This is a genomic window from Chitinimonas koreensis (assembly GCF_014353015.1).
Taxonomy (GTDB): Bacteria; Pseudomonadota; Gammaproteobacteria; order Burkholderiales; family Chitinimonadaceae; genus Chitinimonas; species Chitinimonas koreensis.
In genome coordinates, this window is the sequence record NZ_CP060704.1 from 3,093,155 (window position 1) to 3,114,010 (window position 20,856).

Sequence of the window (20,856 nt, forward strand, 5' to 3'; positions counted from 1 at the left end):
ATAATGCGAGTCAATCTCATTTGCATTTGATCGATTTTGCATTAGGATGCGCCCCATCCGGACCCGGCAAGGCCCGGCCGCCGCATGGCGAACCGCCCCGCCGGGTACCGACGAGCGATGCGCACCGCCCGCGCGCCAGCCACGAGCCGGCGCAGCGCGGCCGGCAGTTCGGGCCGGCGCCCGCCGCATCCGCCCCGATAGCGCGAACCGGCCCCGAGCCGGTCCATCCGATGAGGAGCACCCCCATGCATGACCCGCAATCCGCCCTGGCCGCGCCGCAAGCGGCCGACCTGCTGCGGCTTTATCCGGCCGGCGGCTCGCTGTTCGTCTCGCCGCGCCGCGCCGTGCTGGCCCAGGGCCGGCACGCCACGCTGCCGCACGGCCCGGCCGCCACCCTGGCCGAACGCGCCGCCGCGCTGCTCGCCGCCGTCCGCGCCGAGGGCGTGGCCCGGCCGCTGCTGCTCGGCGCCGTGCCGTTCAACCAGGACGCGCCGGCCCACCTGTTCGTTCCCGAAGGCGTGGTGTTCGGCCACGGCGTCGACGGCCCGGCGCCGATCGCCCAGCCGCGCCTGCCGGCCCAGCGCGACGCCGCCGCCGAGGCCGCGCCCTCGCCCGACCGCTACCGCCGCAACGTCGCCCGCGCGCTGGCCCACATCGGCGACGGCGCGCTGGAGAAAGTGGTGCTGTCGCGCTCGCTGAAGGTCGAGGCCGACGTCGCCGTGCCCGCGCTGCTGCGCCGGCTGGCCGGCCGCAATCCGCGCGGCTACACCTTCGCCATCGACCTGCCCGAGCAGGACGACGAGCGCCGCACCCTGGTCGGCGCCAGCCCCGAGCTGCTGCTGTCGCGCCGCGGCATGCAGGTGGTGTCGCATCCGCTGGCCGGCTCGATCCCGCGCAGCGCCGACCCGGTCGAGGACCAGGCGCGCGCCGAGCGGCTGTTCGGCTCGGCCAAGGACCGCCACGAGCACCAGTTGGTGGTCGACGCGGTGGCCCAGGCGCTGCGGCCCTACTGCACCGGGGTGCACGTGCCGGCCGGCCCCTCGCTGGTCTCCACCCCGAGCATGTGGCACCTGGCCACCGAGATCCGCGGCGACCTGGCCGATCCGCGCCACGGCGCGCTCGAGCTGGCGTTGGCGCTGCATCCAACGCCGGCCGTCTGCGGCCATCCGACCGATGCGGCGCGCAGCTTCATCGAGGAGGTCGAGGGCTTCGACCGCGGCTTCTTCACCGGCCTGGTCGGCTGGTGCGACGCCGACGGCGACGGCGAATGGGCGGTCACCATCCGTTGCGCCGAGGTCGGTGAGCGCTCGGCCACGCTGTACGCCGGCGCCGGCATCGTGGCCGGCTCCGAGCCGGCGCTGGAGCTGGCCGAGACCAGCGCCAAGCTGCGCACCATGCTGAACGCGATGGAACTGGAATCGGTGCTGGAGGACGCGGCATGAGCGCCCTGCCCGGCTTCACGCCCTGGCCGGCCGAGTTCGCCGAACGCTACCGCGCGCTCGGCTACTGGACCGGCGAGACCTTCGGCGCGCTGCTGCGCGCGCGCGCCGAGCAGCATCAGGACCGCACCGCCATCGTCTGCGGCTCGCGGCGCTGGTCCTATGCCGAGCTCGACCGCCGCGCCGACCAGCTGGCCGCCGGCTTCGACCGGATCGGCATCCGCGCGCAGGACCGGGTGGTGGTGCAGTTGCCCAACATCGCCGAGTTCTTCTCGGTCTGCTTCGCGCTGTTCCGCATCGGCGCCTTGCCGGTGTTCGCGCTGCCGGCCCACCGTCGGGCCGAGATCGTCCACTTCTGCCGCTTCGCCGAGGCGCGCGCCTACGTGATCGCCGACCTCGACGGCGGCTTCGACTACCGCGGCCTGGCCCGCGAAGTACAGCGCGAGGTGCCGGAACTGGCCCTGGTGATCGTGGCCGGCGACGCCGCCGAGTTCACCGCGCTGGACGGCCTGCACGATGAGCCGCGCGCGCTGGCCGGCCCGGCCGCCGGCGACGTGGCCTTCCTGCAGCTGTCGGGCGGCAGCACCGGCCTGCCCAAGCTGATCCCGCGCACCCACGACGACTACCTCTACAGCGTGCGCGCCAGCGCCGGCATCTGCGGCCTCGGCGCCGACAGCGTCTATCTGTGCGCGCTGCCGGTGGCGCACAACTTCCCGCTCAGTTCGCCCGGCACGCTCGGCGTGCTGCATGCCGGCGGCCGCATCGTGCTGGCGCGGCGGCCGAGCCCGGACGAGGCCTTCCCGCTGATCGCCGCCGAGGGCGTGACGATCGCCGCGCTGGTGCCGCCCTTGGCGATGGTCTGGCTCGAAGCGGCCAGGTCGCGCCGCGCCGAGCTGGCCAGCCTGCGGCTGCTGCAGGTCGGCGGCGCCAAGTTCGGCGCCGAGGCGGCGCAGCGCGTGCTGCCCGAGCTCGGCTGCCGGCTGCAACAGGTGTTCGGCATGGCCGAGGGCCTGGTCAACTACACCCGCGACGACGACCCGGACGAGATCCTGCATCACAGCCAGGGCCGCGCGATCTCGCCGCACGACGAGGTGCGGGTGGTCGACGACGAGGACCGCGACCTGCCCGACGGCGAGGTCGGCCACCTGCTGACGCGCGGCCCCTACACGATTCGCGGCTACTACCGCGCCGACGCGCATAACGCGCGCGCCTTCACCGCCGACGGTTTCTACCGCACCGGCGACCTGGTGCGGCGGCTGCCGAGCGGCCACCTGGCGGTCGAAGGCCGCGCCAAGGACCAGATCAACCGCGGCGGCGACAAGGTGGCGGCCGAGGAGGTGGAGAACCACCTGCTGGCCCACCCGGCGGTGCACGACGCAGCGCTGGTGGCGATGCCCGACGCCTACCTCGGCGAACGCAGCTGCGCCTTCATCGTCGCCCGCGGCAGGCCGCCGCGCGCGATCGAGCTGATGGGCTTTTTGCGCGAGCGCGGCGTGGCCCAGTACAAGATCCCGGACCGCATCGAGTTCGTCGAGCAGTTCCCCAAGACCGGCGTCGGGAAGGTCGACAAGCGCGAATTGCGCGAACGGATCGCGCGGCAGCTGGCCGCGGCCGACTGAAGCGAACCGCGCAGCGGAAGAACCGCTTTACCGCAGAGGACGCCGAAGACGCGGAGGGAAGCGCGGGACGTGCCGAGGTCCCGGCCTCCCCGGCGTCCTCCGCGGTAAGCGTTTCCCGTCCGCATCCCACTTTCGAACGGGCGGCCATGGCGGCCGCCGTCCAAGCCCCAAGCAGACACCCATGACCATCCCCAAGATCGCCTCCTACCCGATGCCGACCGCGCTGCCCGACAACCGCGTCGACTGGCTGCCCGAACCGAAGCGCGCCGTGCTGCTGATCCACGACATGCAGCAGTACTTCCTCGATTTCTACGACAACGCCGCCGCGCCGATCCCGACGCTGGTCGAGCATATCCGCCGGCTCCGCGCCGCCTGCGACGCCGCCGGCATCCCGGTGGTCTACACCGCCCAGCCCGGCGAGCAGTCGCCCGAGCAGCGCGGCCTCTTGACCGAATGGTGGGGCCCCGGCATCACCGCCCAGCCCGAACGCACGCCGGTGATCGAAGCGCTGGCGCCGCGCGAGGGCGACACCGTGCTGACCAAGTGGCGCTACAGCGCCTTCGCCCGCAGCGACCTCGCCGAGCGCATGCAGGCGCAGGGCCGCGACCAGCTGATCATCTGCGGCATCTACGCCCACATCGGCTGCCTGGTGACCGCCGCCGACGCCTTCATGCGCGATATCCGGCCGATCTACGTCGGCGACGCGGTGGCCGACTTCTCGGCCGAGGAGCACCGGATGGCGCTCGACTACGTGTCGCGCCGCTGCGGCGCGGTGCGCGCCACCGCCGAGGTGCTGGCCGCGCTGGCGCCCAAGGCCGCCGCCGTCGCCCTGCCGGCCAGCCTCGACGCGCTGCGCGCCGAGGTCGCCAAGCTCTTGCAGGTGCCGGCCTCGGACCTGCTGGCCGACGACAACCTGGTCTACGCCGGCCTCGACTCGATCCGGCTGATGAGCCTGGTCGAGCGCTGGCGCGCCGGCGGCCACCCGGTCACCTTCGCCGAGCTGGCCGAGCAGCCGACGCTGGCGCAGTGGTGGCCGCGGCTGGAAGCGCTGCAGGCGGCCTGAGCGGAATACCGGTCCGCACACGAGAAGGAGGAAGCATGGAATTCGAAAACAAGATCGCGCTGGTCAGCGGCGCCGCCCAGGGCATCGGCCTGGCGGTGGCGCAGATGCTGGCCGAGCGCGGCGCGCGGGTGGCGGTGCTCGACCGCCAGGCCGACCGCGTCGCGGCCGTCGCCGCCACGCTGCCCGGCGGGCCGCACCTGGCGCTGGCGGTCGACCTGTGCGACGCCGCGGCGGTCGACGGCGCCGTCGCCCGGGTCGAGGCCGAGCTCGGCCCGATCGGGATCCTGGCCAACGTGGCCGGCGTGCTGCGCCTGGGCGCCGCGCTCGACACCCGCGACGCCGACTGGGAAGCCACCTTCGCGGTCAACACCACCGGCGTGTTCCGCCTGAGCCGCGAAGTGGCCCGTCGCATGCTGCCGCGGCGCAGCGGCGCCATCGTCACGGTCGGCTCCAACGCCGCCAGCACGCCGCGGCTTCAGATGGCCGCCTACGCGGCGTCGAAGGCCGCCACCGCCCAGCTGATGCGCTGCCTGGCGCTCGAGCTGGCGCCGCACGGCATCCGCTGCAACATCGTCTCGCCCGGCTCGACCGATACCGCGATGCAGCGCCAGCTGTGGACCGGCCCGGACAGCGCGCGCTCGGTGATCGAGGGCTCGGCCGCCGGCTTCCGCCTCGGCATCCCGCTCGGCCGCATCGCCGACCCGGCCGACATCGCCGAGGCGGTCTGCTTCCTGGCTTCGGACCGTGCGCGCCACATCACGCTGCACGATCTGCGGGTCGACGGCGGGGCGACGCTGGACGCCTGAACCCGCGGCCATGGCCGGCTGCGGCGGCGCCGCAACGGTCGACCGGGTGGCGGCAGCCGGGCTTTGGCGCGATGCGCCGCGATGGTTTAGCGTACGGCCGCGGCAGCCGGCCCGGCTCCGCCATCGCATCCCGATCCAGGATTCCCATGCCCAAGACCTTGCGCGCCGCGCTGCTCGCCCTCGCCACCATCTGGCCGGCCGCAGCCGCGCAGGCCGACGCCGTGCCGTCGACCCCGACCTATTCCGTCGAACAATTGCAGCAGGACTTCCGCTTCCTGCAGGACGCCATCGCCCGGACCCATCCCGATCCCGGCCATTCGACCGATGCCGCCGCACTGGAGCGGGCCTACCGTCAGGTCGAGGCGCAGCTGCGCCAGCCGATGACACGCGACCAGGCCTGGCGCGTGCTGGCGACACTGAACCCGGTGTTCGCCGACGGCCACCTGGCCGTGCTGCAGCGCGGCTGGCAGGCGCAGACCGAGGCCCACCTGGCGGCCGGCGGTACGCTGTTCCCGTTCGAAGTCCACCTCACGCCGGCCGGCGAGGTCTTCATCCGCGCCGAACTCGGCGGCGGCGCCAGCCCGCTGGCCGGCGCGCGCATCGAATCGATCGGCGGCCGGCCTGCCGCCGAGGCCGCCACTGCCGTCCTGGCCCGAGCCCACGGCGACACGCCCGAATACCGTGCCCACCTGGCCAGCCGGCGCTGGCCGTTCCTTTACTGGAAGCTGTACGGCAGCCCGGCCAGCTACCCCTTGGTGGTGCGCACGGCCGACGGCAGCCGGCCGATGCAGGTTGCCGCCGGCCGTGCGGTTCCGGCACCGATCCAGGAGCAGGCGAGCTTCGAGCGCAACTACCGGCTCGAACTGCTGCCGAAGCGAGCGGCGCTGCTGACCGTGCGCTCGTTCTACCAGGACGACAAGAAGCCCTTCTTCGACTTCGCCGAACGTGCCTTCGCCACGCTGCGCGAGGCCAAGGTGGAGACGCTGATCGTCGACGTGCGCGACAACGACGGCGGCGACGACGACATGTGGCAGGACGGCATCCTGCGCTATATCGCCGACAAGCCCTACCGCATCGGCTCGAGCTATCTGAAGAAAGTGCTGGAAAACCGCCGCAACGAGCGCGAGCGGGTGGGCGAGGTCGTGGCCGGCAGCATCGAGCGCGAGATCGCGCCGCAGCCCGGCCATCCGCTGCACTTCGCGGGCAGGACCTACGTCCTGATCGGCCGCCATACCTATTCGTCGGCCATCCTGTTCGCCAACGTGGTGCAGGATTACGGCTTCGCCACTGTGGCCGGCGCCGGCGGCTATGCCCGTGCGCGCCAGAGCGGCGGCGTGCAGAGCCTGCCGCTGCCGCATACCGGCCTGGTGCTGAGCGCGCCACGCTTCGTGCTCGATCGGCCGGCCGGGCCGACCGGCGCCGCGTTGGTGAAGCCGGACCTGCTGCTGCCCGACAGTCCGTTCAACCCGCGCGAGCTGGTGGACGCCCTGCTGGCGCGGCTCGATACCGCCGGCGGCTGAAGCGGCACGACGAACCCTTTCCAATCGATCAACAGGATGGCGCCATGGACACCGAGCAACTGCAAGCCTTCTGCGCCCGCTTCCCCGGCGCCACCGAGCAGGTCATCGGACCGCCCGGCAACGTGCTGCTCTACCGCATCGGCGGCAAGGAATTCGCCTATTTCAAGCTGTCCGAACCGGAGAAGTGGCGCTTCAGCATCCGCACCACGTCCGAACGCTTCGTCGAGCTGACCGACCGCCCCGGCATCAAGCCGGCGCGCTACCGTGGCCGCTACCATTGGGTCACCATCGTCGATGTGCGGAGCATGCCGGAGGACTACCTGGCCGAGCTGGTCGAATGGTCTTATCGCAAGGCGCTGGGTTCGCTGTCGAAGGTCGCGCAGGCGCGGGCGCTGGGAAAGGCCGTAACGCCGTGATCCGAATGCCGACTGCCCGCTGAATTCCAGAACATCGCAAGCGACAGCCCATCCATCAGCTTTTCCACCAGCCTTCCAATACACGAAGCGAGTCGGGCTAAACATCCAGCATTCGACGCCTGACTGCCCGATTTTGCACGGGCGGACAGGCATGCCGGCCCTGCCATCCGCCTGGGCATGGCCACACGGATGATATATTTTGAAATGCCCGTTCAGCGTCTCGCCGCTGGCAGGCCCATGCCTTTTCCATCACTCGAATAGAAAGAACCCGATGCGCAATCTGCTCGCCCTCTGTGCATGCATCACCGTCCTGACCGGCTGCGGCACGCTGGCATTCAAGCCCGCGGAATACCCATTGCGGGATGGCCTCATCCCTGCGTTCAACGTTTCCGGCGACGTAGCCATTTCGAACGCCCAGCCATCGGCGGAGCCGGTCATCGTCTATTCGTATGTGGGCTCGCAACTGAGTTCCGACCTCCAGGCGATTACCGAAACGATGGTCCAGCAGACTCGGAAGGAATTGCAGAAGAACGGAAACCGCACCGGTGCGGGCGGTGAAAAAACCATGGCGATCAAGGTCAATTCGCTGCTCAGCACCTATACCAATGCGTTCTTCTGGAAGAGCAATATCGAATTCCGGGTCACGCTGGGCAATGGGCAGACCCTCGATTTCAAAGTGCCCCACACCAGCGGCTCATTGATGCAGGACTTGAATGGCTGCATCGCCGAAGGCGTCCTCGTCCTGCTCAAGGATGAACGCGTCAGGTCTTATCTGGCCGGCTAGCCACTGCCGCCCGGCGACGAAAAATCGCCTGCTTCAGACAGCCCGAACCGGAGAAGCGGTACTTCCGAATCCCGCGCCGCCGCCGAGTACTTCATCGAGCTGACTGACCGGGCCGGCACCCAGCCGGCGCCGTCGCGGCGGCTACGGCAGGTCGGCATGCATTCCGACATCGACGTCGTTCCATGTCACCGTCGGAATGCACGCCGGCCCCCATCCCGCTAAGCCTGGCCCGCCGCCGCCCGCCGCGGCGCCCAGCGCCCGCCGAGCCAACCGGCCACCCCGCGCACCGCCACATAGAACAGCGGCACGAAGAAGATCGCCAGCACCGTCGCGCACAGCACCCCGCCGAGCACGCCGGTGCCGATCGCGTTCTGGCTGGCCGAGCCGGGACCGCTGGCCAGCACCAGCGGCACCACGCCGGCGCCGAAGGCCAGCGAAGTCATCAGGATCGGCCGCAGCCGCAGCCGGGCGCCTTCGATCACCGCTTCGCGCGCCGCCGCGCCACGCCTGACCGCGGCCTCGGCGAATTCGACGATCAGGATCGCGTTCTTGGCTGCGAGGCCGATGGTGGTAAGCAGGCCGACCTGGAAGTAGATGTCGCTCGGCAGGCCGCGCAGCGTGACCGCCAGCAGCGCGCCGAACACCCCGAGCGGGATCACCAGCAGCACCGCGCAGGGGATCGACCAGCTCTCGTACAGCGCGGCGAGGCAGAGGAAGACGAACAGGATCGCGGCCGCGTACAGCCACGGCGCCTGGCCGCTCGACAGCTTGTCCTGATACGACAGCCCGCTCCATTCGTAGCTGGTGCCGGCCAGCTTGCCGGCGATCGCCTCGACCGCCGCCATCGCCTCGCCCGAGCTGACGCCGCCGGCCGCCGCGCCGAACACCTGGCTGGCGGCCAGGCCGTTGTAGCGCCGCAATTGGGCCGGACCGTCCTCCCAGCGCGTGCTGGCGAAGGCCGAGAACGGCGTCATCGCGCCGCCCGCGCCGCGCACCGACCACTGGCGGATGTCTTCCGGCCGCGAGCGCCACGGCGCATCGGCCTGGACGAACACCTTCTTGACCCGGCCGCGGTGGACGAAGTCGTTGACGTAGCTGCCGCCCCAGGCGGTGCCGAGCGTGGCGTTGACGTCGGCCAGGTCGAGCCCGAGCGCGCCGGCCTTGACCTGGTCGATGTCGACGCGCAGCTGCGGCGCGGCCGCGTCGCCGTTGGCGCGCACCGCCATCAGCCGCGGGTCCTGCCGCGCCTGCCGCATCAGTTCCTCGCCGGCCTCGGCCAGCCGGGCGGTGCCCTGGCCGCTGATGTCCTGCAGCCAGAATTCGAAGCCGTTGGTCTGGCCCAGTCCCTCGATCGGCGGCAGCACCATGCTGAACACCTCGGCGTCGCGCAGCTCGGCGAAGGCCGCGTTGGCGCGCTCGGCGATGGCCTGCGCGCTGCGCTCGGCGCCGGGCCGCTGCGACCAGTCCTTGAGCGAGATGAAGGCCATGCCGGCGTTCTGGCCCGGCCCGCCGAAGCTGAAGCCGGCCAGCGTGTAGATGGCGTCGATATTGTCCTTCTCGGCCTGCATGAAGTGGCGCTCGACCGCCTCGACCACGCGGGCGGTGCGCGGGTAGGTGGCGCCGCTGGGCAGGTTGAACTGCACCATCACCGTGCCCTGGTCCTCGTCGGGAATGAAGGCGGTGGGCAGCCGCTGGTGCAGCCACAGCATCGCCCCGACCAGCGCCAGGTAGCAGAGGCCGAAGCGCAGCGGCCGGCCGAGCAGCCCGCGCAAGAGGCCGGCGTAGCGCACCTGGCCCGCGTCGAAGCGGCGGTTGAACCAGCCGAGGAAGCCGCGGCCCGGCCCGTGCGCGCCGGCGGTGAGGAAGGTGGCGCACAAGGCCGGCGTCAGGCAGATCGCCACCAGCACCGACAGCGCCATCGCCGCCACCAGGGTGATCGAGAACTGGCGGTAGATGACGCCGACCGAGCCGCCGAAGAAGGCCATCGGCAGGAACACCGCGCCGAGCACCAGGGCGATGCCGACCAGCGCGCCGCTGATCTCGCCCATCGACTTGACGGTGGCCGCGCGCGCGTCGAGCCCCTCGTCGCGCATGATGCGCTCGACGTTCTCGACCACCACGATGGCGTCGTCGACCAGGAGGCCGATGGCCAGCACCATGGCGAACAGCGTCAGCGTATTGATCGAATAGCCGGCCAGCGCCAGCACGCCGAAGGTGCCGAGCAGCACCACCGGCACCGTCACCGCCGGGATCAGCGTGGCGCGCCAGTTCTGCAGGAACAGGTACATCACCAGCACCACCAGCGCCACCGCCTCGACCAGCGTCTTCACCACCTCGCGGATCGACAGCTTGACGAAGCGGGTGGTGTCTTCCGCGTAGGCCAGCTCGATGCCGGCCGGGAAGGCGCCGCGCAGCGCCTCGACGCGGGCCTTGACCGCCGCCGCGGTGGTCAGCGCATTGGCGCCGGGCGCCAGCATGATCGCCAGGCCCGAGGCCGGATGGCCGTCGAGCCGCGAGGTACTGCCGTACTGCTCGTTGCCGAGCTCGACCCGCGCCACGTCCGACAGCCGCACCACGGCGCCGTCGGGCCGGGTCTTGACCACGATGTCGCGGAACTGCTCGGGCGTCTGCAGGCGCGACAGCGCGGTGACGGTGGCGTTGAGCTGCTGCTCGGCCGGCGCCGGCCGCGCGCCGAGCTCGCCGACCGAGACCTCGGTGTTCTGCCGCGCGATCGCGTCGGTCACGTCGCCGGGCATCAGGCCGTAGCTGTCGAGCTTGTGCGGATCGAGCCAGATCCGCATGGCGTAGGACGAGCCGAAGTTCTGCACCGAGCCGACGCCCTCGACCCGGCTCAGCGGATCCTGCAGCGTGCTGGCCAGCCAGTCGGAGATGTCGGTGTCGCTGCGCCGGTCGGTCTTGTCGTAGAAGGCCAGGATCATCAGGAAGCCACTCTGCAGCTTGCTCACCGACAGGCCGTTCTGCTGCACCTGCGGCGGCAGCCGGCTGCTGGCCTGGCTGGCCTTGTTCTGCACCTGCACCTGGGCGATGTCCGGATCGGTGCCCTGCTTGAAGGTCAGCATGATCTCGGCGCGGCCGCTCGAGGAGCTGGTCGAGCTGAAGTACATCAGGTTGTCCAGGCCCTTGAGCTCCTGCTCGAGCACCTGGGTCACGCTGTTTTCCACCACCTGGGCCGAGGCGCCGGGGTAGCTGGCGCCGATCATGACCGAGGGCGGCGCGATGTCGGGGTATTGCGAGACCGGCAGGACGCGCACCGCCAGCGCGCCGGCCAGCATCACCACGATGGCCAGCACCCAGGCCAGCACCGGGCGGTCGATGAAGAAACGGGCCAGCATCGCTCAGCCGCCCTTCTTGACGGCGGCGGCCGATGCCGCGGCGGCCGGCGTGGCGCCCGCGGGCGCGGCCGCATCGGACAGCGTGGCCGCCACCGGCTCGACCGGCTGGCCGGGATGGCGCGCTGCAGGCCGTCGACAATCAGCCGCTCGCCGGGCTTGAGGCCGGCGGTGACGATCCAGCGGTTGCCGCTGGTGCCCTCGGCGCGCAGTACGCGTTCCTCGACCCGGTTGGCGGCGTTGACCACCCGCGCGGTCGGCTCGCCGCGGACGTTGTGGCTCACGCCCTGCTGCGGCACCAGGATGGCGCCGCGCTCGATGCCCTGCTCGACCTCGGCGCGCACGTACATGCCCGGCATCAGTAGGCCGTCCGGATTGGGGAACTGGGCGCGCAGGGTGACGGCGCCGGAAGCCGGGTCGACGCCGACCTCGGCGAACTTGAGCACGCCGGGGTGCTCGTAGGCGCTGCCGTCCTCGAGCTTGAGCGCGACCCGGGCGCCGGCCGGCGACAGGCCGCCGGCGGCCAGCCGGCGCTTGAGCCGCACCAGTTCCTGGCTCGACTGCACGATGTCGACGAAGATCGGATCGAGCTGCTGCACGGTGGCCAGCGCGTCGCCCTGGCCGGCGGTGACCAGCGCGCCCTCGCTCACGCCCGAGCGGCCGATGCGGCCGCCGATCGGCGCCACGATGCGGGTGCGGTCGAGCTCGACGCGGGCGGTCTTCAGCGTCGCCTGGCCGGCCTTGATCGCCGCCAGGCCCTGCTGGTAGGCGGCCTGCGCCTCGTCGTAGGCCTGCTGGCTGACGGCCTTGATCTTGAGCAGCTCGGCGTAGCGCTCGCTCTTGCTGCGCAGGCTGGCGAGGCTGGCCTGGGCATTGGCCAGCGCCGCCTCGGCCTGCTCGTGGGCGGCCTGGTAGCTGGCCGGCTCGATCTGGTACAGCACCTGGCCGGCGCGCACCGCGGCGCCCTCCTCGAACAGGCGGCGCCGGACGATGCCCGACACCTGCGGCCGCACCTCGGACACGCGGTAGGCGCTGGTGCGGCCCGACAGCTCGCTGCGCAGCACCGCGTCCTGCGCCTGCAGCGTCACCACGCCGACCTTGGGCGCGAGCTCGGGCGGCGGTTGCTCGGGCTCGGCATTGCAGCCGGCCAGCACGAGAAGGCCGAGGCAGGGAAGGCAAAGGGCTTTGTTGAACATGGCTGATGCCCGGCCGGCGGGTCCTGGCGGCAGGCGCCGGCGCGGGGTGGTCCTCTTGCGGATGGATGACGGAAAACGGGTGGCCGGCGGCAGGCGACCGGCTGCGGGCGACCGGCTGCGGGCGACCGGCTACGGGCGACCGGCTACGGGCGACCGGCTACGGGCAGCGATCACGCCCGGCCTGCGGATCGCCGAGGCTGGCGACCCGCTATGGCGGCTGCTGCAGACGACCGGCTACGGCGCGGCCGCAGATCGACCAAGGCACAGTCCTGATCGGATCAGAGCGCCCGGCTCGGCGCGCAGCCGGCCAAGATAGTAATGATAATACTTATCATTTGAAATAAAATCACGCCCCGGCGCCGCCGCGGGACGATGACGCTCCGGCAAACCCGGGCCGCGCCGCCCCAGACCCACCGGATTCCCGATGACTCCCACCCAGATGATTTCCACCCCGTCCCGCCTGACCGCCCTGCTGCTCGCCGGCGCGCTGGCGCTGCTCGCCGGCTGCGGCCGTGCGCCGTCTTCCACCGCCACGGCCGAAGCGCCGCAAGTTGCCCAGGTCGCGGGCTGGCCGCGCAGCGTGGTCACCTCCAAGGGCACGCTGACGCTCGAACGGCCGCCGCAGCGCATCGTCTCGACCAGCGTGACGCTGACCGGCACGCTGCTGGCGATCGACGCGCCGCTGGCCGGCAGCGGCGCCACCCAGGCCAATACCACGATCGCCGACGCGCAAGGCTTCTTCACCCAGTGGTCGGACGTCGCCCGCGCGCGCGGCCTCGAGCCGCTCTACCAGGGCGAGCCGAACGCCGAGGCGATCGCCGCGGCCGAGCCGGACCTGATCGTGATCGCCGGCACCGGCGGCGATTCGGCGCTCAAGCTGTACGAGCAGCTGAGCCAGGTCGCGCCGGTGCTGGTGGTCAACTACGACGACAAGAGCTGGCAGGAACTGGCCACGCTGCTGGGCCACGCCACCGGCCGCGAAGCCGAGGCCAAGGCGCTGATCGCCCGCTTCGAAGCCCAGGTGGCCGCCACCCGCGCCAGGCTGCGGCTGCCGCCGCAGCCGACCAGCGCGCTGGTCTATTACGAGGACGACTCGGGCGCCAACGTCTGGACGCCCGAATCGGCGCAGGGCAAGTTGCTGACCGAGCTCGGTTTCCAGCTGGCAGCGGTGCCCGATTCGGTGCGCGGCGACACCAGCATGGGCATCCGCCGCGACATCGTGCAGATCTCGGGCGAGCGCTTCGCCGAAGGCCTGCAGGGCCGCACGCTGCTGCTGTTCTCGGCCGACGCGCGCATGGTGCGGCAGGTCAAGGCCAACCGCTTCCTGGCCCGCAACCCGGCGGTGGCCGAGGGCCGCGTCTATGCGATGGGGCTCGATACCTTCCGGCTCGACTACTACAGCTCGAGCCGGCTGCTCGACCTGCTGGCCAAGGAGTTCGGCGCGGCGGCGCAATAGGCTCCGACGAGCATCGCGCCGGTCGTCGTGCGAGATGCAGGTCGGGCTTTATGTAGGTCGGGCTTTACGCCCGACAGCGACCTGGATCGGAGGCGCCAGTCGGGCATGAAGCCCGACCTACGTAGACCATAGCTGCAGGAGCGGCTTCAGCCGCGAATCGCCGGGTAGCGCTTACCGGCGATTCGCGGCTGAAGCCGCTCTACAACACCTGTTCGCCGACATCGATGTTGCGCCTCCCCAGCCCGACCTCAGTCAGCGGCGAACTCGACTACCAGGCCTTTGCCGTCGAAACGCAGGATAGAACCGCCACGCGACAAGCAGAACACCGCCGCGCCGTCCTGCGTCTTGAACGTTCGCCGGCAAGCCTCGGGCGCGGCTTCCAGTATCCTGGGCCAGGTCTGGCCAGCCAGGTCGTAGCGCAGGAACTCGATGTTCGCCGTGAAGGCGCCGGCGCTCCAGCGCGTCGCCTGCGCGGTCTGCGGATCCAGCACCTGGACGTCGTCGACCGTATAAGGCGGCGTCTCCATGCGGCGCCAGGTCTTGCCGGCGTCGGCCGACACGCTGAGTTTGGAGAACATGCCCTGTGCCAGGAAAGCAGTCAGCAGGCCCGACGGCTCGGCGACGCGGAAGTGCGAGACCGGGTGACCCGGCTGTAGCGGCTGCCATTGCAGCGTCGCAGGATCGAGCCGTTCCAGCGCGGTGACGGCGTTCAGGTAATAGGCGCCTGCCCAGACCTGGCCGCGCGTGCCGAGGCCCTGCGGCAGGGTCCGGTGTTGGAGGTCGACGGTCTTGAGCAAAGCCAGGTCGGACGCATCGTCGCGCACGCCCGAATACACTTTCAGGCCGTCGACATCGACCAGCCCGGGAAACGGAGCCGGCTTGATCCTGGCGGCGAGCACCAGCCAGCGCGCACCGGCGCGGTCGATATCGATCACCATCTCGTCGTTCGGCAGGGCCTTGGTCACCTCCCAGCCGGCATCGGGCGAGCGGCGCATGCGGATCTGGCCATGCCAGGTGCCGGCCAGTAGAAGCGGGCCGGCACTGTAGACCGCCGTTACCGGCAGCGTCGTCGCGGTATCGATGACGCTCCATTCCCCGACGGCCGGCGCTGCCGGATCTGGCCGAAATCGGCGCCGAGGTAGAGGTCGCCCTCGGCGCTGCCGGCCAGCTCGTTGAGCGTCGGCACCGCCGCGGTCCGCGCCAGCGGCAGGAAAGCCTCGGGCTGCGCGCCTCCTTGAGCTGCTTCTTGATCGAGGGCCGGTTGACCGAGCGCTCGTAGGCCATCATCAGGTCGACGATCAGGCCGAGGCCGGTATCGGGCTGGGCGATCTGCTGCGCTTCCGGGAGAACGGCCGGGCGCCAGGCGATCGGCGCGGCGCCGTTCAGATAGGCGCGGTTCTGCGCAATGCCGACTTCAAGCTCGGCGCTGATTTCCGGGTGGACGAACGGCACCAGCACGCGCTCGTAGCCGCCGAGATCGAACCAGCGGATCCCGCCTAGGTCGGTCGCCCGGCCCGCCTCGACCCGGATCGGCGGCAGCGCGCTCGGCTGCTTGCCGCGCATCTCCTCGATTTCGTACTCGCCGGCCGGCAGCCACAGCGCATACCGCTGCAGGCCGGCCCGGCCGGGACCAGGGCGAAGCGCTCGCCGCCGGCAGTCGACTTCAGGGTCAGCGTAGTTTCCGCGCCGGACCATGAAGCCGGCACCACGGCCTGCACGAAGCCATGGCTGGCGGCCAGTCGGGCCGGATCCTGCGGCGCGACCTGCGGGCCGCTGGCGCAGGCTGCCAGCAGCGTGGCGAGCAGCAGCGCGCCCAGTTTCTTCTTGTATACATGTACGGCGAACAAATTCGACTCCCCAGTCGTTCGTTGAATACGCGGAACCGGCGGCCATGCCGCTGAAAGCCCAGCGCATCATAGTTCACCGTCGCGTCGAGGACCGACCGGTCCGGCCGGATTCAGGGCGTCGCCGGATCGGGCGCCTCGCCGGCCGGCATCTCGCCCGGCCCGGCCAGCGCCCCCAGCCGCCGCAGCGAACCGAACCCCGCCGTCATCGCCAGCGCGATCGCCGCCGCCGCCGCGCCGAACCAGCCGACCGCGGCCACCGGCGCCAATGCCCGGCCCAGCGCGCCGAGGCCCAGCGCGCCGGCGGCGTCGCCGACCACGTCCTGGGCGTTCCACAGGCTGTTGACGCGGCCCAGCAGCCGGTCGGGCGTATGGCCCTGCACCAGGGTGAACTGCAGCAGCGAGGCGATCGAGCCGAAGTAGCCGAGCAGCGCCAGCGCGACCAGGCCCGGCAGCAGGTGGCCGACCAGGCCGAGCGAGGCCACCGTCAGCGAGGACGCCAGCACGCAGCCGAGCAGCATGGCGCCCGGCCGGCGCAGGCCGCCGACCCAGCCGCTGGTGAAGGCGCCGATCATGGCGCCCAGCGGCACCGCCGAATACATCAGGCCGACCTCGAAGGCGCCGCCGCCCCAGCCTTCCTGGGCCAGCGCCGGGAACAGCACGCGGATCGCGCCGAGCAGCGCCTGCAGCGTGCCGGCGGCGATCACCGCGCCGACCACCTTGTGCTCGAACAGGAACTGCAGGCCTTCGCGCAGCGCGCGCAGCGGGTGTTCCGGCTCGTAGCCCTCGGGCTTGAGCGAAGGCAGCCGGGTCAACGGGATCAGCGTGCCGAGCGTGCCGATGCCGGCCAGCAGGTAGTTCCAGCTCACCCCGGCGCCGGCGATCACGATGCCGCCGACCATCGGCGCCATCACGCCGCCGAAGCGCACGGTCAGCATGCTCAGCGCGCCGGCGGCCGGCAGGTTGTCGCGGCCGACGATGGCCGGGATCGCCGCCATCAGCGCGGTGATGCCCATCGCGCCGAAGAAGCCGTCCCACAGCGAGACCAGGTAGAGCGCCAGCACCGACGGCGCCGCCACGAAGCTGTTGAGCGCCAGCACCAGGAAGCCGGTGCCGCACAGGCCGCGCGCCAGCAGGATCAGCCGGCGGCGGTCGAAGCGGTCGGCCAGCACGCCGCCGCACATCAGCCCGACGAACATGCCGACGCCGTCGAGCGCCATCGCCAGGCCGACCTGCAGGGTGGAGCCGGTCAGCTGGTGGATCTGCACCGGCACGGCCACGGTGAGGATGCCGAGCGCGAATACCGACATCATCCGCGCCACGAACACGGCGCGGAAATGCGCGTTCTGCCGCAAGAGGCTGAAATCGACGAAGAAGGAAGGTTTGCTCATGGGGGCGGTATCGGGGGAAACGTTGCTCGCCGGCCGGGCCGGAAAGCGGCCGCGGCGGGCGGGTTCATCGGATGCGAGGCGGCCGGACGGACATGGAACGGCAAGCCGCGCCGCCGCCCGCAGGAGCGGCTTCAGCCGCGAATGGCCGAGCCTCCCCCATCGTCGGAGCGTGCCCCGCCATTCGCGGCTGAAGCCGCTCCTGCATAAGTTCTGCGAACCGTGCGGCGGCGCGTGGAAAGTCCGGCCGGCGTGCCTCGGACAGCGCGGCATGCTAACATGATTGAATCTAAATAAGAACGATTTGCATTTGAATATCGCAGCACCCAGCGCGCCCGCGTCCTGCCGGAACGCGGCCGCCCCGTCCCCGCCCTCCTCCCGTTCGCCGCGCCTGCTCTGGCTGCTGGCCTGCCTCGGCGCGCTCGCGCTGGCCGTGCTGGCCAGCCTCACGCTCGGCGCCAAGCCCATCCCGCTGGCGGTGGTGGCCGACAGCCTGTTCGGCAGCGGCCTGCATCCCGATGCGGCGATCGTCCAGTCCGGCCGCCTGCCGCGCACCCTGCTGGGCCTCCTGGCCGGCGCGGCGCTGGGCCTGTCGGGCGCGCTGATCCAGGCGCTGACGCGCAATCCGCTGGCCGATCCCGGCATCCTCGGCGTCAACGCCGGCGCCAGCTTCGCGGTGGTGCTCGGGGTGTCGCTGCTGCCGGCCGGCTCGGCCGCCGGCCTGCTCGGTTTCGCCTTCGCCGGCGCGCTGGCGGCCACCGTGCTGGTCTACCTGGTCGGTTCCTACGGCGCGGCGCGGCTCGAGCCGATGCGCTTCGTGCTGGCCGGGGTGGCGATCGGCGCGGTGCTGATGGGCCTGTCTTCGGCCGTCACCCTGCTCGATCCGGCCGCCTTCGACCGCGTGCGCTTCTGGGGCGCCGGCTCGCTCGACGTGCGCGACCTGGGCCTGGTGCAACGGGTCGCCGCGCCGATCGGCCTCGGCTGCCTGCTGGCGCTGACGCTGGCGCGGCCGCTCAACCTGCTCGGGCTGGGCGAGGACCTGGCGCGCGCGCTCGGCGGCCGGCCGCGGCTGGTGCATGCCGGCGCGGTGCTGGCCATCACCGTGCTGTGCGGCGCCAGTACCGCGGCGGCCGGACCGATCGGCTTCGTCGGGCTGATGATCCCGCACGTGGCGCGCTGGATGGTCGGCAGCGACCAGCGCTGGATCCTGCCGTTCACCATGCTGCTGGCGCCGACCCTGCTGCTGCTGTCCGACGTGGCCGGCCGCCTGCTGGTGCCGGGCGAGCTGCGCGTCTCCATCGTCACCGCCTTCGTCGGCGCGCCGGTGCTGATCTGGCTGGCGCGGCGCGGCCAGTCGCCGGGAGCGCGCTGATGTCGCGCGAACGCATCGTGCTGCTCGGCCACCCGGACGGCCGCATCAATATCCGCCTGCGCACCGCCGGCCTCGCCACCGGCGCCTTGCTGGCGCTCGCCTGCGCCGTGCTGGCCGGCCTGGCGCTGCAGGCCGGCGCGCTGCGGCTCGATACGGCGCAGGTGGTGCAGGCGCTGCTGGGCGACGGTCCGCCGCGGCTGGCGGCGGTGGTGCTGCAATGGCGGCTGCCGCGGGTGGCGATGGCGCTGGTGGTCGGCGGCGCGCTGGGCATGAGCGGCGCGATCTTCCAGTCGCTGATCCGCAATCCGCTCGGCAGCCCCGACGTGATCGGCTTCAACACCGGCGCCCATACCGGCGCGCTGGTCACCATCGTGCTGCTGCAGGGCAGCTATTTCGAGATCGCCGGCGGCGCGCTGGCCGGCGGCCTGGCCGCGGCGGCCGTGGTCTACCTCTTGGCCTGGCGCGACGGCATCCACGGCTTCCGGCTGATCATCGTCGGCATCGCCGTCAGCGCCATGCTGGCCGCCTTCAACACCTGGCTCACGCTGCACGCCAGCCTCGAATCGGCGATGAGCGCCGCGCTGTGGGGCGCAGGCTCGCTCAACGGCATCACCTGGGACAAGGGCCTGCCCTCGGCGCTGTTCTGCTGCGCCGCCATGCTGCTGGCGCTGGCGCTGGGCCCGCGCATGCGGCTGCTGGAAATGGGCGACGACGGCGCCAGCGCGCTCGGCGTGCCGGCCGAGCGCACCCGGCTGCAGTTGATGAGCCTCGGCGTGGTGCTGACCGCCGCCGCCACCGCCGCCGCCGGGCCGATCTCCTTCATCGCGCTGGCCGCGCCGCAACTGGCCCAGCGGCTCTGCCGCAGCCATGCCACCACGCTGCTGTGCTCGGCCTGGATGGGCGCCCTGCTGCTCTTGGCGGCCGACTACTGCGGCCAGCACCTGTTCGCCCCGCGCCAGCTGCCGGTCGGCGTGGTCACCGTCAGCATCGGCGGCCTCTACCTGGTCTGGCTGCTGCTGCGCCAATCGCGCCCCGATCCGACATGAACGCTCCCCTGCCCCCTCCCATCCCGACGCGCCGCCGCAGGCCGGCGTCCGCCTGCAAGGCCGCCACCTGCGGCTGGGCTACGGCGCGCGCACCATCTGCCCCGAGCTCGACGTGCGCATTCCGGACGGCTCCTTCACCGTGATCGTCGGCCCCAACGGCTGCGGCAAGTCGACCCTGCTGCGCAGCCTGTCGCGGCTGCTGCCGCCGCAGGCCGGCCACGTCTACCTCGACGGCCGCGACATCCACGGCTACCCGGCCCGCGCGGTCGCCCAGCGGATCGGCCTGCTGCCGCAGAGCGCCAGCGCGCCGGACGGCATCGGCGTGGCCGAGCTGGTGGCGCGCGGCCGCTATCCGCACCAGGGCCTGCTGCGGCAATGGAGCCGCGCCGACGAGGCCGCGGTGCAGGCCGCCATGGCCGCCACCGGCGTGGCCGAGCTGGCCGACCGCGCGGTCGACGAGCTGTCGGGCGGCCAGCGCCAGCGCGTCTGGGTGGCGATGGCGCTGGCGCAGGAAACGCCGCTGCTGCTGCTCGACGAGCCGACCACCTTCCTCGACATCGCCCACCAGATCGAGCTGCTGGAGCTGTTCCGCCAGCTCAACCGCGACACCGGCCGCACGCTGATCGCGGTGCTGCACGACCTCAACCACGCCTGCCGCTACGCCAGCCACCTGATCGCCATGCGCGAGGGCCGCATCGTGGCCGAGGGCGCGCCGGCCGAGGTGATCACGGCCGAGCTGGTCGAGCGGGTGTTCGGCCTGCCCTGCCTGGTGATCGACGACCCGGTCAGCCACACCCCGCTGGTGATCCCGCGCGGCCGGGCCCAGCCGGTCGCCGCGCCGGCCTGAGCGCGCCCGGCGCTCAGGCGCCGCTTTCCATCGCGGCCGCTTCCTGCCGCAGCCAGGCCTCGAAGCGTGCCACCTTCGGCGCCGCCGTCGCGCGCAGCAGCCGGTAACCGTAGTCGGAGGCCACGGCGGCGCACGGCCCGAGCCGCAGGTCCAGCTCCGCGCGGCATCGCGGCCGATGCCTTCGGCGACCGCGTCGGACGAATCCAGGTGGATCGGCGCGACCGAGCGGCCATGGCGACCGCCTTCGCCGGCGCGCGCTACGAGCTGGTCTACGACCAGGTCTGCTACAGCCCGCTCGACGCGCTGATCGGCGCCGAGGTGTTCGCCGGCAAGGTCGGCCGCTACGTGATGGCCTCGACCATCGAGGTCTACCGGCCGCTGCTCGGCCGGCTCGAGCGCCCCTTCCGCGAGGACGACCTCGCGCTGGCGGGCGAACCGATCGAGCTGGACTATCCCTGGCACGCGCCGGCGGCCGCACAGCGCTACGGCGACGGCAAGCGGCAGGCCGAGGCGCTGCTGTACCGCGACGGCCGGCTGCCCGTGACCAGCGTACGCATCGGCCATGTGCTGGCCGGCAGCGGCGACTTCACCGGTCGGCTGGCCGGCTACGCCGACCGGCTGCTGCGCGGCCAGCCGCTGCGCCATGCCGCCGGCAGCGGCCCGAGTTCCTTCATCGAGGCCCAGGGCATCGCCGACTTCCTGCACTGACT

General features: G+C 71.9%; 16 protein-coding genes. 12 read left to right on the forward strand and 4 right to left on the reverse strand.

The features are described 5' to 3' along the window. Positions 1-245 precede the first annotated feature (245 nt). The 7 genes from dhbC to H9L41_RS12990 all read left to right on the forward strand — a co-directional run bounded on the left by dhbC (position 246) and on the right by H9L41_RS12990 (position 7,647). Positions 246-1,442, forward strand: a complete 1,197-nt coding sequence (gene dhbC / locus H9L41_RS12960; RefSeq protein WP_028446950.1) for an isochorismate synthase DhbC — start codon at positions 246-248, stop codon at positions 1,440-1,442. Next, positions 1,439-3,058, forward strand: a complete 1,620-nt coding sequence (locus tag H9L41_RS12965; protein WP_034607406.1) for a (2,3-dihydroxybenzoyl)adenylate synthase — start codon at positions 1,439-1,441, stop codon at positions 3,056-3,058. Before dhbC ends, H9L41_RS12965 begins: the two co-directional genes overlap by 4 nt. Positions 3,059-3,239: 181 nt before the next feature. Then, entirely contained in the window at positions 3,240-4,121 is an 882-nt protein-coding gene (locus H9L41_RS12970) for an isochorismatase (RefSeq protein ID WP_028446948.1), read from the forward strand. 35 nt (positions 4,122-4,156) lie between these two features. Beyond that, positions 4,157-4,927: a 2,3-dihydro-2,3-dihydroxybenzoate dehydrogenase gene (locus H9L41_RS12975; protein ID WP_028446947.1), complete on the forward strand. Its 771-nt coding sequence runs from the start codon at positions 4,157-4,159 to the stop codon at positions 4,925-4,927. A gap of 146 nt (positions 4,928-5,073) precedes the next feature. Next, positions 5,074-6,447, forward strand: coding sequence for a S41 family peptidase (locus H9L41_RS12980; protein ID WP_051319168.1), 1,374 nt, complete (start codon positions 5,074-5,076; stop codon positions 6,445-6,447). A 44-nt stretch (positions 6,448-6,491) separates the two neighbouring features. Further along, a complete protein-coding gene (locus H9L41_RS12985; protein WP_028446946.1) occupies positions 6,492-6,863 on the forward strand; it encodes an MmcQ/YjbR family DNA-binding protein in 372 nt (123 codons plus the stop codon). Between the two features lie 271 nt (positions 6,864-7,134). Next, positions 7,135-7,647 (forward strand): hypothetical protein, encoded by a 513-nt coding sequence (locus tag H9L41_RS12990; RefSeq protein ID WP_028446945.1) that lies wholly within the window; start codon positions 7,135-7,137, stop codon positions 7,645-7,647. Between the two features lie 218 nt (positions 7,648-7,865). Here the strand turns inward: H9L41_RS12990 and H9L41_RS12995 are convergent, their stop codons facing one another. Continuing rightward, positions 7,866-11,000, reverse strand: coding sequence for an efflux RND transporter permease subunit (locus H9L41_RS12995; protein ID WP_028446944.1), 3,135 nt, complete (start codon positions 10,998-11,000; stop codon positions 7,866-7,868). After that, complete coding sequence (locus tag H9L41_RS13000; RefSeq protein WP_265583765.1) at positions 10,940-12,193, reverse strand: efflux RND transporter periplasmic adaptor subunit; 1,254 nt, start codon at positions 12,191-12,193, stop codon at positions 10,940-10,942. Before H9L41_RS13000 ends, H9L41_RS12995 begins: the two co-directional genes overlap by 61 nt. 424 nt (positions 12,194-12,617) lie before the next feature. On the opposite strand from H9L41_RS13000, the gene fepB reads away from it, so the two are divergent. Continuing rightward, positions 12,618-13,649, forward strand: coding sequence for a Fe2+-enterobactin ABC transporter substrate-binding protein (gene fepB / locus H9L41_RS13005; protein WP_028446943.1), 1,032 nt, complete (start codon positions 12,618-12,620; stop codon positions 13,647-13,649). 248 nt (positions 13,650-13,897) lie between these two features. Here fepB and H9L41_RS13010 read toward each other — a convergent pair whose 3' ends face one another. Further along, positions 13,898-14,644: a beta propeller repeat protein gene (locus tag H9L41_RS13010; RefSeq protein ID WP_187523393.1), complete on the reverse strand. Its 747-nt coding sequence runs from the start codon at positions 14,642-14,644 to the stop codon at positions 13,898-13,900. A 962-nt stretch (positions 14,645-15,606) separates the two neighbouring features. Next, complete coding sequence (gene entS, locus H9L41_RS13015; RefSeq protein WP_028446941.1) at positions 15,607-16,884, reverse strand: enterobactin transporter EntS; 1,278 nt, start codon at positions 16,882-16,884, stop codon at positions 15,607-15,609. Positions 16,885-17,191: 307 nt separating this feature from the next. Between entS and fepD the strand changes: the two genes are divergently transcribed. The 4 genes from fepD (at position 17,192) to H9L41_RS13035 (ending at position 20,854) form a co-directional block, all read left to right on the forward strand. Continuing rightward, complete coding sequence (gene fepD, locus H9L41_RS13020) at positions 17,192-18,253, forward strand: Fe(3+)-siderophore ABC transporter permease (protein ID WP_034607405.1); 1,062 nt, start codon at positions 17,192-17,194, stop codon at positions 18,251-18,253. Next, positions 18,253-19,299, forward strand: a complete 1,047-nt coding sequence (gene fepG, locus H9L41_RS13025) for an iron-enterobactin ABC transporter permease (protein WP_028446939.1) — start codon at positions 18,253-18,255, stop codon at positions 19,297-19,299. Before fepD ends, fepG begins: the two co-directional genes overlap by 1 nt. 112 nt (positions 19,300-19,411) lie before the next feature. Then, entirely contained in the window at positions 19,412-20,146 is a 735-nt protein-coding gene (locus tag H9L41_RS13030; protein WP_308419509.1) for an ABC transporter ATP-binding protein, read from the forward strand. Between the two features lie 231 nt (positions 20,147-20,377). Further along, a complete protein-coding gene (locus H9L41_RS13035; protein ID WP_051319165.1) occupies positions 20,378-20,854 on the forward strand; it encodes a Rossmann-fold NAD(P)-binding domain-containing protein in 477 nt (158 codons plus the stop codon). Positions 20,855-20,856: the final 2 nt, after the last annotated feature.

Bases quoted from the DNA above. Each gene is read 5' to 3' on its own strand.
- dhbC (WP_028446950.1), top strand. From the start codon at position 246: ATGCATGACCCGCAATCCGCCCTGGCCGCGCCGCAAGCGGCCGACCTG.
- H9L41_RS12975 (WP_028446947.1), top strand. From the start codon at position 4,157: ATGGAATTCGAAAACAAGATCGCGCTGGTCAGCGGCGCCGCCCAGGGC.
- H9L41_RS12990 (WP_028446945.1), top strand. From the start codon at position 7,135: ATGCGCAATCTGCTCGCCCTCTGTGCATGCATCACCGTCCTGACCGGC.
- H9L41_RS12965 (WP_034607406.1), top strand. From the start codon at position 1,439: ATGAGCGCCCTGCCCGGCTTCACGCCCTGGCCGGCCGAGTTCGCCGAA.
- entS (WP_028446941.1), bottom strand. From the start codon at position 16,884: ATGAGCAAACCTTCCTTCTTCGTCGATTTCAGCCTCTTGCGGCAGAAC.
- H9L41_RS12980 (WP_051319168.1), top strand. From the start codon at position 5,074: ATGCCCAAGACCTTGCGCGCCGCGCTGCTCGCCCTCGCCACCATCTGG.
- H9L41_RS13010 (WP_187523393.1), bottom strand. From the start codon at position 14,644: ATGCGCCGCTCGCCCGATGCCGGCTGGGAGGTGACCAAGGCCCTGCCG.
- H9L41_RS12985 (WP_028446946.1), top strand. From the start codon at position 6,492: ATGGACACCGAGCAACTGCAAGCCTTCTGCGCCCGCTTCCCCGGCGCC.
- H9L41_RS12995 (WP_028446944.1), bottom strand. From the start codon at position 11,000: ATGCTGGCCCGTTTCTTCATCGACCGCCCGGTGCTGGCCTGGGTGCTG.
- H9L41_RS13000 (WP_265583765.1), bottom strand. From the start codon at position 12,193: ATGTTCAACAAAGCCCTTTGCCTTCCCTGCCTCGGCCTTCTCGTGCTG.
- H9L41_RS12970 (WP_028446948.1), top strand. From the start codon at position 3,240: ATGACCATCCCCAAGATCGCCTCCTACCCGATGCCGACCGCGCTGCCC.
- fepG (WP_028446939.1), top strand. From the start codon at position 18,253: ATGTCGCGCGAACGCATCGTGCTGCTCGGCCACCCGGACGGCCGCATC.
- H9L41_RS13035 (WP_051319165.1), top strand. From the start codon at position 20,378: ATGGCGACCGCCTTCGCCGGCGCGCGCTACGAGCTGGTCTACGACCAG.
- fepB (WP_028446943.1), top strand. From the start codon at position 12,618: ATGACTCCCACCCAGATGATTTCCACCCCGTCCCGCCTGACCGCCCTG.